Source organism: Pseudomonas sp. NFACC10-1 (assembly GCF_900119195.1).
Classification (GTDB): Bacteria; Pseudomonadota; Gammaproteobacteria; order Pseudomonadales; family Pseudomonadaceae; genus Aquipseudomonas; species Aquipseudomonas cerasi.
The window spans coordinates 382,765-393,123 of sequence record NZ_FPJB01000006.1 but is presented as its reverse complement, the minus strand read 5'-3'; the positions used below and the strand labels follow the sequence as shown (position 1 = coordinate 393,123).

7 protein-coding genes and 1 pseudogene are annotated in these 10,359 nt (G+C 55.7%); 4 read left to right on the top strand and 4 right to left on the bottom strand.

Annotation, left to right across the window (positions count from 1 at the left end; translation table 11 throughout):
• Window positions 1-56: 56 nt before the first annotated feature.
• Together BT119_RS19030 and adeC are read left to right on the top strand one after the other, a co-directional pair.
• Window positions 57-887 (top strand): helix-turn-helix transcriptional regulator, encoded by an 831-nt coding sequence (locus BT119_RS19030; RefSeq protein ID WP_058417193.1) that lies wholly within the window; start codon window positions 57-59, stop codon window positions 885-887.
• Entirely contained in the window at window positions 884-2,302 is a 1,419-nt protein-coding gene (gene adeC / locus BT119_RS19025) for an AdeC/AdeK/OprM family multidrug efflux complex outer membrane factor (RefSeq protein WP_058417192.1), read from the top strand. The genes BT119_RS19030 and adeC overlap by 4 nt, the downstream gene beginning before the upstream one ends.
• 334 nt (window positions 2,303-2,636) lie before the next feature.
• On the opposite strand, the pseudogene BT119_RS19015 reads toward adeC, so the two are convergent.
• From BT119_RS19015 to BT119_RS19005, 3 genes and pseudogenes are all read right to left on the bottom strand, one after another.
• Window positions 2,637-3,255, bottom strand: a pseudogene (locus BT119_RS19015) (helix-turn-helix domain-containing protein); the annotation flags it as partial.
• A 98-nt stretch (window positions 3,256-3,353) separates the two neighbouring features.
• Window positions 3,354-3,959 carry a LysE family translocator gene (locus BT119_RS19010; protein ID WP_003372924.1) on the bottom strand — a complete coding sequence of 202 codons (606 nt, stop codon included), beginning with the start codon at window positions 3,957-3,959 and terminating at the stop codon, window positions 3,354-3,356.
• A 256-nt stretch (window positions 3,960-4,215) separates the two neighbouring features.
• Window positions 4,216-5,391 (bottom strand): efflux RND transporter periplasmic adaptor subunit, encoded by a 1,176-nt coding sequence (locus BT119_RS19005; protein ID WP_003433923.1) that lies wholly within the window; start codon window positions 5,389-5,391, stop codon window positions 4,216-4,218.
• Window positions 5,392-6,072: 681 nt separating this feature from the next.
• On the opposite strand from BT119_RS19005, the gene BT119_RS18995 reads away from it, so the two are divergent.
• Together BT119_RS18995 and BT119_RS18990 are read left to right on the top strand one after the other, a co-directional pair.
• Entirely contained in the window at window positions 6,073-6,846 is a 774-nt protein-coding gene (locus BT119_RS18995) for a helix-turn-helix transcriptional regulator (protein WP_003433924.1), read from the top strand.
• 1,041 nt (window positions 6,847-7,887) lie between these two features.
• Window positions 7,888-8,742, top strand: coding sequence for a helix-turn-helix transcriptional regulator (locus tag BT119_RS18990; RefSeq protein ID WP_003372919.1), 855 nt, complete (start codon window positions 7,888-7,890; stop codon window positions 8,740-8,742).
• 431 nt (window positions 8,743-9,173) lie between these two features.
• Here BT119_RS18990 and BT119_RS18985 read toward each other — a convergent pair whose 3' ends face one another.
• Window positions 9,174-10,196 carry a zinc-dependent alcohol dehydrogenase family protein gene (locus BT119_RS18985; RefSeq protein WP_044308095.1) on the bottom strand — a complete coding sequence of 341 codons (1,023 nt, stop codon included), beginning with the start codon at window positions 10,194-10,196 and terminating at the stop codon, window positions 9,174-9,176.
• Window positions 10,197-10,359: the final 163 nt, after the last annotated feature.

Here is a 10,359-nt window from a genome sequence, read left to right as displayed (position 1 = left end):
ACTCACAGTCTGATCGACAGCATTGCACGCAACTTCTGATCTGCAGGAATAGACATATGAACCGACAAGCGAATGCCAAAGATGAAGTGAAATCGCACATTTATCTGGAACTCGGGAAGTTGGTGGCCAGCGTCGGAAATGACATGTTTCTGAGCAACATGCACCAGTTCATCAATACATCGCTGGCCGTCAGCCGTGTCGAATTGAGCGAGTGGACCGTTGACGACAATCAGTCGTCGGTGACAGATGTGCAGTTGTTGGGCTATGCGGGCACTGAGTTGAATCCGCAGTTGCAGACGTTGTGTCCGACACACGCCAGGCACCGCCACGACCACCCGTTGGTCAAGCGGGTGCTGGAGGTGGATGACGACCTGCTGATTCACCTGAATGCCCGGATGAAAAACGAAAAAGGCAATGACTTTGTCGGTACCTCGCACCAGTGCAGCATGATCTCGCGCAAGGCCAATCGCTGTTGTGTGATCTCGTTGCACCGCCCGCAAGCCGACAAAGATTACTCGTTGCAAGAGCTGTCTTTTTTGAAATACCTCTCGGAGACCCTGCTGCCTTTATCGGAGCGACACGCACGTGCCCATCGCCAATCCGGTATGAAAAGTGCTGGACGCACACTGTCGCACGGCCCGCTTTCCGATGAGTACAAGCACCTGCAAAGCGAGTTTAACGAACGCTTGCGTGCCTGCGACGTTTCGCTCTCCGCACGGGAGAAAGAGGCCTGCCTGGAGTTCCTCGCGGGCGGCACAGTTCCCGAGATCGCAGAGAAACTTTGCGTCAAGAGCAGTTCTGTCGAAACCTACCTCAAACGTTCCGCCGCCAAGCTGGGTATCAGCGGTCGACATGGGTTGGCCAAGTGGATGGTAGGCGCAGAATGAACAAATTCCTTGGCCCCTGGCTGTTTGCTGCGCTGTCCCTGAGCGGCTGCTCGTTGATTCCTGATTATCAGCGCCCGGCAGCACCGGTTCCCGCACACTACCCACAATCTTCCAGCTACGCGCCAGCACTCTCAGGACCGCTGGCGGCGGATATGGGATGGCGTGACCTGTTCCGCGACCCGACGCTGCAACAGCTTATCGAAAGCGCCCTGCTCAACAATCGTGACTTGCGTGTGGCAGCGCTCAACGTCGAGGCCTATCAGGCGCAATATCGCATTCAGCGCGCCGATCTGTTCCCCGCGATCAGCGCCACGGGCAGCGGTACCCGGCAGCGCCAGCCGGCCAGTATCACGCAGACCGGCGCCCCGGTGACCAGTGGTAGTTATTCGGCGACGTTGGGTATCAGCTCCTACGAGCTGGATTTGTTCGGACGCATACGCAGCCTCAGCGACCAGGCATCGCTCACCTATTTGTCCAGCGAAGAGGCCCGGCGCAGCACTCAACTGAGCCTGGTGGCGAGTGTCGCAACTGCCTACCTGACCTGGCGTGCCGACCAGGAACTGTTGGCCTTGACTCAGGACACGCTGATGTCCTACGAAAAGAGCCTGAAGCTGACCACTCGCAGCCAGCAAGTGGGCGCTTCTTCGTCACTGGACCTGGCCCAGTCGCGCACGTCGGTGGAGAGCGCACGGGCAAGTCTGGCGACGTTCCAGCGCCAGGTCGCGCAGGATCTCAACAACCTGACCTTGCTGGTGGGCACCACGGTTGCGGACAGCGCGCCCGACCGCCCGTTGTCTTCGGAATGGCTCGCCGAAGTGCCTGCGGGGCTGCCTTCTGACCTGCTGCAACGACGCCCTGACATTCTCGAGGCCGAATACCAGTTGCAGTCGGCCAACGCCAGCATCGGTGCTGCGCGAGCGGCATTCTTCCCGAGCATTACCCTGACGGCCAATGCCGGTACATCCAGCACCGAGCTGTCCGGCCTGTTTAAAGCCGGCTCTGGAGGCTGGGTGTTTTCGCCGCAGATCGATATCCCGATTTTCAACGCCGGCAGTCTGCGGGCAAGCCTGGATTACTCGAAGATCCAGAAGGATATAAGCGTTTCAAAGTACGAAAAATCGATACAGACCGCCTTTCAGGAGGTCTCCGATGGCCTGGCTGCGCGTCAGACCTACAAGCGTCAGTTGAAGGCGCAGAGCGACCTTGTACAGGCAAACCAGAAGTACTACCGCCTTGCCGAACGTCGTTACCGTATCGGCGTCGACAACAGCCTGACATTTCTCGACGCCCAACGCTCTTTATTCAGCGCTCAACAAAACCTGATCACCGACCGATTGTCGCAACTGACCGCCGAAGTCAATCTCTACAAGGCGTTGGGCGGCGGCTGGACGGAGCGGACATCAAAACCCTTGTGAGGAGGAACTGAAGATGGGCACATTCGAACCTGGAGCACATGTACGCCTTCGCTCGGGCGGCAAAATCATGGTGGTCAAGCATGAACCCGCGATTATCCCTCTCCCGGACACTCTGCTTGTGATGTGCGAGTACCGGTCAAAGAATCGCCTGGTGCAGGGTTTTTATTCGCCGCGTGATCTGATACATGCGCGCCGCGAGCCAATGGCCAATCATGGCTGAAAGCAACCCGGCGCAGCGGGCTGCGTCTCATCAGTAATCCTGTGCGCGCCGGTATTCAGTTCAGGCATTTCAGCCAAGGCGGATACCGGCTTTCACTTGATCTGATCCAGCGTCCTGCAGGTAATTCAGTTTGCCATGCGGTACCGGATCGGACAGGTGCTCCCTCGAGAGCCGTGGTCGGGTGTGCTCCAAAGCCTGTACCTGGCGTTGCTCATCACAACGGAACACCAACGCCTTATTCGGGCGTTTCGGATATACCTCCGCCAGTCTCCCCGGATTCATCTTCAATACCCGAATCGCTGGATAGTTTTGACGCGTGTGTCAGGTGCGGCTTTATGTCATGGGCGGCCCAGATGCGCTGGACGCTGGCCGGCGATATACCGACGAGTTTCGCCATGCTTCGACAGCTCCATCGGGCGTGGCCGATACATGGCTGGGTGACTTGATCAAGGATTTGTTTCAACGCCTCGGCTGGCAGGGATGCCTTGCGACCTCGTCCAGGAAGATCCACCAGGCCTGGCAGACGCAGTTCTCGAAAACGCTTGCACCAGCGTGTGACTGAAACAACCGATAGCCCGGTCAACCTGGCAATCTCGTTACGAGAACAGCCTTGTGCAGCGAGCAAAATCACCTGCGCCCGGCGGCCTTCGCGAGGGCTGATCGTCGCTGAACTCACACGTTGGCTCAACTCGATTTCTTCCTCGTCGCTGAGCACGATGTCTCGATAGCTCACCTGACTACTCCAACATTTACTAAGCACATAAGCACAATCAACGTTAGATACATCGTTAAGAGATGGCGCAGTGACGGAGCACCACCGGGGTGGGAAGTTCAGGTGAACATCGTTGTAGCAGCGACGTTATACAACGCAATAATCGCGAACAGTCCTATCACCAATGACACTAATCGGTTGACTCGATTGCCCGATATTATCGACGGTAGTTTTCGACCAAATACAGCACCCAGCGCAACCCATGTCATACCGACAGGAAGAACGACCAGGGAAAAAACCGTCATGAATGAAAGATAGCTTTCCACGTGCAAAAACGTCCCGGCGGGGGCTACGAGCGTGGCGAAAAACAGCCCTTTCGGATTATTGAGTGTTGCCAAAAACAACGCGGAGACCGAAATCGGCGATGGCTTTCCGTCGGGGTCCTGGTGAATCGAAAACCACAGTTTCAGAGAAATGTAGAACAGGAACATCACGGCCAGAACCTTGGTCGTCACCACCACCCAACCATAGTGTTCGATCAGCGCATCAATGGATAAGCCCCACGCGCTGATCTGAATCACATAAGCCGCCCATTCGGCCGCGACCAGCTTCAGCGAATACAGGCTCAGCCCGCGACTGATCCCTGACTGCAGCAACAGCGAATTGGTCGGCCCTGGCACGAGCAGCACGGTGAGCATTGCAATTGCAACGTAATACATGGCCATACCTAACACTCCAGAATAGGTTTATTTTCAAGCCCGCCTGGTTTCCAGGAATGAAAACGACTGGCGAATGAGCAAACGCTGACGGCGTCAGGAAAGTACTGACGCAGGCGTCGCCTGTTAATCCACTGTTGACCTGACTTTTGAAACACACGCCCAATTCATTAATCAGACGCCAGCAACGTGCCCGTTATCGATTTAACGTCGGCTTACAACTGTGCTGGATGTTCTTATTCTCCAGCACCTCCTTGTCATACGCTCAAACACCTTCCACACCGCCCCGCTCTCCGATGACAACCCTGTCGCCTGCTTGAAGCCCCGAACGTATTTCGACCCTGACCTTATTATTGATACCCGGCTCTACGTACGCTGTTCTGACCTCGGTACCTTCGCCCAGCACTCTTACGCTGTAGGTGCCGTCTTCCCGCCGATCACCCAGTGCGGCAACAGGAATCGTCAACACGCCTTTCTTTGCCTCGAGCACAATTCGCACGTTAGCGGTCATGTTGATGTAGAAGCGGTTTTCAAGGTTGGGGACATCGAAAAGAGCGTTGTAGAAGACGGCTTTGCTGTTTTCGCCTGTGGTGCCAGACGGGCTTGCGGCGTCCACAGGGCCCGGCTCGATCGCCTTGAGGGTGGCGTCATGGTGTCTGTCAGGATCGCCCGGGATAGTGAAGTAAACCGGAAGACCGGATTGGATCTTGAGCACATCGGCTTCGGAAATCTGTGCTTTCACGATCATGGTGTCGAGTTGTGCCATCTTCAGAATGACAGGTGCCATTTGGTCTGCGATGACCGTCTGGCCCTCCTGAGTAACGATGGCGAGGACCTGACCGTCCATTGGCGCGAAGATTCGTGTGTAATCGAGCTTGATGCGCGCAGCTTCTTCCTTCACATGGGCCGTGTGTAATTGTGCGGTAAGCGATACCAGGTTGGCGCGTTGGGTCTCCAGTTCGAACCGGGCCTTGTCCTGATCCGCTTTGGAAACCGCCTCCGTGGAGCCAAGCTCCTGATATCTGCGATCATTCGACTCGGCAAGTTTCAATTTATGCAGCGTCGCGTCTCGCTCCGCATTGAGTTGTTCGACTTTGACAACCGCCTGGCGCAAAGCGTTTTTGGCGGGCAGTGGATCGATCTCTGCCAATAGCTGGTTTCTTTTGACCTTGTCACCTGGTTTGACTTTCAGGGACTGCAATTGCCCGGAAACCTGGGCTCCCACGTCCACTTGATTGCGGCCCTGAAGCACGCCCTGTGCCGATACGGCGTACTCAATGTCCGTCACTTCTGCTGCGGCTGAGAGAAAGACCGTCTCTTCTTCCCCGCTGGCGCCCCTATACAAGGCATAGCCAGCCAGCGACACCGCCAGATCGATCAATACGATCCTCAAAAGGATTTTGCGGATATTCAATTTCCGGAAAAAGCCGACAATGCTCACTGTATTCCCCGCTCAATGGGCGTCACGGATCTCGGATGAATCAGCGGCTCAACACTGAAATAAAGGGCGTGCATGAGAATCTCTACTTCTCCACGACGACGATCCTGCGAGGCAGGTATTCATCCTGCAGCCATGTAGTAATGGAAACATCAGGACCCGTGTGCGTCTGTCCCCGCATTCAGGGACATTTTCGCGGAGACCTCACCGCGTCTGGAGCGCAAAACGGAAATATATTTTGAGCACCCTAAAGCGACGGCGTCAGGCCATGCACTCGGCGGTATGAAGAACCTTATTTTCGAGACAACTGGCCAGCCGGTTTTCGCTATAAACCTTATTTCTGGTTAGTTACAACACGGCGATTTTCCGAAACGGTGAGCCGCTAAAGGATCCTTTATTCCGAGACATCACACTGGGTTGGCCCTTATAGGATTATCCGGTGCTATCGGACACTGTCAGCCCTGGTGCACTGGCGTGTAGCGAGACGTTTGTCCCCCTTTTCCCCGACAGACTGGGAATAGCCCCTATGTGTACATTCTTTAATGCGCCAGTAATATTGTCCTACAATCAGACATTATGCTCATTACTAGGCATCGAGAGGGCTGCCCTGTATGCGAGGTTGCTTTTGGTTGGGCTGGAGACTAACGCCATGGGGGCAAATGTGTAATGGAAGCCAATCTACAAATGACGGGAAATCAGTCAGCGTATTTTCTGGAATTGGGAAAGTTAATCGCAAGCGTGGGTGATACAGGATTTGCCGCGAACATGTACCAGATCATCGCGGCCACCGTCCCCATCGATTTACTTGACCTGAGTGAATGGACGATCGACGAGAACGAAGGAAACGTGATCAGCATTCAGCCCCTCGGGCAAGAGAATGCGGACCAGAAGCCGTTCAGTCTGAGTGTCTCGCAGAACCAGGAGATGCTGCTCGCTCGAATGCTCAATGTGGACGATTTTCTGCTCGTTCATCTCAAGCCACCCTGCAGCATGGGTTCTTCCGGGACCTATCACTGCAATCTCGTGTCGCGCAAGTCGAACAGGCGCTGCGTCATTTCCTTGCACCGCGATCATCACCAACGTGACTTTTCACTTCACGAATTATCGTTCTTGAAAAACTTTTCAGAGGCCCTGTTGCCCCTGCTGGAGCGACATGCCCAGACGACCCGTACCTTGTGCACTGCGCATGCTGACAACGAAGCCGTTACACAGGGCGGCCACCAGCTTCAACGTGAATTCAACGAGAAGCTGAGTCGATCCGAGGTCCGGCTGTCGTTGCGGGAAAAAGAAATATGCCTTGGCATATTGGCTGGCGCGACGGTTCCAGAGCTGGCCGACAAGCTTCACGTCAAGAACAGCTCCATCGAGACCTATCTGAAGCGGGCCGGAGCGAAGCTTGGCGTGAAGGGGCGACACGGTCTGGTCAAGTGGATGACGGGCGTATCCCAGACAGGGTGACCACCCTGTGCTGCAGAAGGTTACCTGTTTGCTCGTCTCACCCGGCGGGCGGCCGAAGCTAACCGGCATCATGCGCTCGACGAGGCTGTCCGTGCTGCACGGTCAACCAGCCATCCATCGGCTAAACCGAGCGAACCTACTGTTGTGCGGCGAATAGAATTATAAAATGCCTGTCGAGCAACCAGCAGAACGTAAAATAAAAATAAGCGTGCCCTGATGAGGGGTGTTGTTAGGCGCATTTGCTGTGCACTAACGTACCGATGAGTACTCATTCACTTGCTATCAAGCCCGATAAATAGTAAAGCGGCTGGCCGAAGCGTCATGCGCTTCTTCCCGCTGCGCAGCGTATCCGGTAATACTGCGTCGAATGCCCCCGTCCCAGCGATGTCGCTGTGCATAGTGTGAAATCTATCGCGTGTTGATTAAACTTTTTTTATTGCAATTGGAGCGTGAAACATGAACTATATGGTTAGTTTTCGGTCACACCGGTCAGTTGGAGTTTATTAAAGCTCTTTGCAATGTATATGATCACCTTAATATAAACACGCCAGTGCTGCACGACCCGTATCGCCACGCCCTGTGCGTATGCGTTAACAACATGGATAGGGACAGGAGTTGAACGTCATGCCAACGTTACTGGATACCTCTGCACTTTCAACACAGGCCAGGCGCTGCTGCGCTGTGGTAAGACGATCGTCTGCCGGCCTTTCAAGTATTCAGAGTGATTCGCATTTACCCCCTGTCCCACAGGGAGCGTCAGACTCAATAAACATCGATAAAAAAGTTGCTGCTATTAAAGAGTGCCTTGCTTAGGGTTAGCGTTCTCGCTTCTCGTAACACGATTGACTTTTTACTACTGCAAGCTCTCGGGCGTCGTTGTCGCCTAACTTTCAAACTCCTGTTCAGCCCGCTTGAATGTTGTATTGCGGTCTACATATAACCTGTCTGACCGCAGGAATCGAAGAAACAGAAGACTTACTTAATTGCTGAATCAAGGCTGCGCCTTGGCGTGTCTCTCTATAAACGGAAAAAGGAACCCCGATGAACATGCAACAGCTCTTTCCGCATCTCGGCAAAGTGATCTCCGGTATCGGAAGCCGCCAGTTCGCCCGCTTGCTCCACGAGATGATCACCGCTTCGCTGCCCGTGGATGCGACTCATGTCATTCAGGGACTCAGTCGATCCACGAATGAAGTAACCGGCACTCACGCCGTTGGTGCCTTTGGTGGACATCTGCACCAGGTGCTCAACCCGGGGATCGACAGCAGACGTCTGGAGCCTGTTCTGTTGAGCCCGACAGAACTGGCAGACACTCGCGTCGACAGATCCATCAGGTTTGAGTCGCCCTCCTACAACGCACAGGAAAAGCCAGGTCATCTGCTTCCTCACGCGTCTTTCCCCCAGGTACACCTCGCTTACCCAGGCAAGGGGGAGTATGTGCTGTCGGTTTATCGATCCCCTTCTGCCAAGGCATTCACCAGTCAGGAGCGCGCCCGGCTCAAGGATCTGTCCTGGGTGGTGTTGCCCATCGTAAAGCAGCATATTGCGACTGTGACGCCTACCCTTGTTTCTACAATCCCCTCGCCTGTCACAAAAAGCCTTAAAAACAAAGATGCCATGGAAGGCCTGCGCCAGCGCTTCCTGGGTCGCCTGGAAGCCTCGGCACTGAGCCTGTCTTCGCGCGAGACCGAAGTGTGCGTCGGGCTGCTGGCCGGTCTCACTGTGCCTCAACTGGCGGACAGGCTTGATCTGAAAGTCAGCACGGTGGAAAGCTACTTCAAGCGCGCGGCAGTAAAAATGGGCATCGCGGGTCGCAGTGCGCTACTTCGCTGGTTGCATGCCGAGCATAGCGTGCAGCACCCCACCCCTGTAGAAATGTTTCAGGCGGCAGTCTGAGCCGAGGGCAGTTTCATTGTTGTTCCATATTCAGGGATTTTCCCGCCATGCAGCGGTGCGGTCTGTGGATCGGTTGATGTCCGTCTAGACCGCTACCGCCGCGCCATCCGGCATACGTCGTACATCCCCAGCGCGGCGCTCGACTGATCAACGTCGAGGGTAAACGACCAACCGGTTCAGACGATGTGCGCATTGCGCCATTTCTTGCGCCCATAAAAAAACCCGCCGAAGCGGGTCGTTTTTCTATCAATACCATTCCAACATCCTGTCAGTAGCCATCCCGGCAATGGTGATCATCCCTGACCTCCGAAGCGCCTCCTGCGCAACGGTTGATGGGTATAGATTGCTACTTCGCGAGCATGTCGTACAGGGCTGATTCACCTCGGCGTGTGTAAGCCTTTCGCTATATGTTCAGCTAAGGCGCGGTAACCTCACCCCTGTTCAAACTCGATCAGTACCTTGCCAATGTGCCGCGCGGCGGCGAAATATGCGTAGGCTTCGGGGGCATCGGCGAATTTGAATGTCCTGGCGACTACCGTTTCAATTCCATTGGCCTCGATGGCTCGAATAAGGTCGACAAACATCTCGCGGCTGCCGTTGGCGATGCCTCTGATTGTGACGTTTTTGAGGATCAGCGACAGGTAGTCGGGAATCGGCGAGTGCTGACCTGGCGTCACGCCTATCACGGCAATACGGCCGTTGACGGCAGCCGCCGCGATCGATTGTCCCAAGGTGTCCTGCCCTCCTGTCTCGATAATGATGTCGGCACCGGCGTTATCACTGAGCGCCATGACTTGCGCCGCCCAGTCCGGGTGCGTGCGGTAATTGATCGTGATGTCGGCGCCAAGCTGACGCGCGATGTCCAGCTTCTCGTCACTCGATGAGGTGATCGCCACGCGTGCGCCGTGAAGCCTGGCCAGTTTCAACGCGGCCAGCGCCACTCCGCCGGTCCCCAGACACAGGACGAGTTCACCCGGTTTGACCTTGCAGACCTCCATCAGCGCGTTCCAGGCTGTCAGACCGGCAGATGCCAGTGCGGCAACGTCCTTGTCAGCCAACGCGTCCGGTACGTGAATCAAGGCAGCGGCGGGCAATACGACTTTTTCAGCCAGCCAGCCGTCATGGGTTACACCGACATCGTGGGCGAACACGCTGGTGCGAAATTCGCCCTGCAGCCAGCCGGGAAAGTGACCGCAGATGACCCGGTCGCCCGGTTTGACCTGGCTGACGCCCTCGCCTACGGCGATGACTTCACCCACGCCTTCGGACATGGGAATGCGCTCTGGTAATTGTCGGGGGCCGTATGTACCACGCAGGATTTGAACATCCCGGCTGATAAGGCTCACCAGGCGAGGCGCCACGATGGCCTGCCCCGGCCCGGCGATCGGCTCGGGCCGAGTGGTCGCGGTCAGCGCGTCCAGGCCTTGTTGAGATCCGATCTGAAAAGCTTTCATGAACATAATCCTTGTGCCGTCAGCGCCATGAGGTCTCTGCATCGCGCCTTGAAAATATCGTGTCGCCCGGTTCAGGGCCGCGGGTTTTTCAACGTGTCGCCTACACGATACCTGCTCAGCGCTGAGCATCAAGTCCGGCACTCGCATCCCGGCCGTCTTGGTC

Excerpts from the sequence above, each read along its gene's own strand:
- BT119_RS19010 (WP_003372924.1), bottom strand. The coding sequence starts at position 3,959 with ATGGCCATGTATTACGTTGCAATTGCAATGCTCACCGTGCTGCTCGTG.
- adeC (WP_058417192.1), top strand. The coding sequence starts at position 884 with ATGAACAAATTCCTTGGCCCCTGGCTGTTTGCTGCGCTGTCCCTGAGC.
- BT119_RS19030 (WP_058417193.1), top strand. The coding sequence starts at position 57 with ATGAACCGACAAGCGAATGCCAAAGATGAAGTGAAATCGCACATTTAT.
- BT119_RS18995 (WP_003433924.1), top strand. The coding sequence starts at position 6,073 with ATGACGGGAAATCAGTCAGCGTATTTTCTGGAATTGGGAAAGTTAATC.
- BT119_RS18985 (WP_044308095.1), bottom strand. The coding sequence starts at position 10,196 with ATGAAAGCTTTTCAGATCGGATCTCAACAAGGCCTGGACGCGCTGACC.
- BT119_RS18990 (WP_003372919.1), top strand. The coding sequence starts at position 7,888 with ATGAACATGCAACAGCTCTTTCCGCATCTCGGCAAAGTGATCTCCGGT.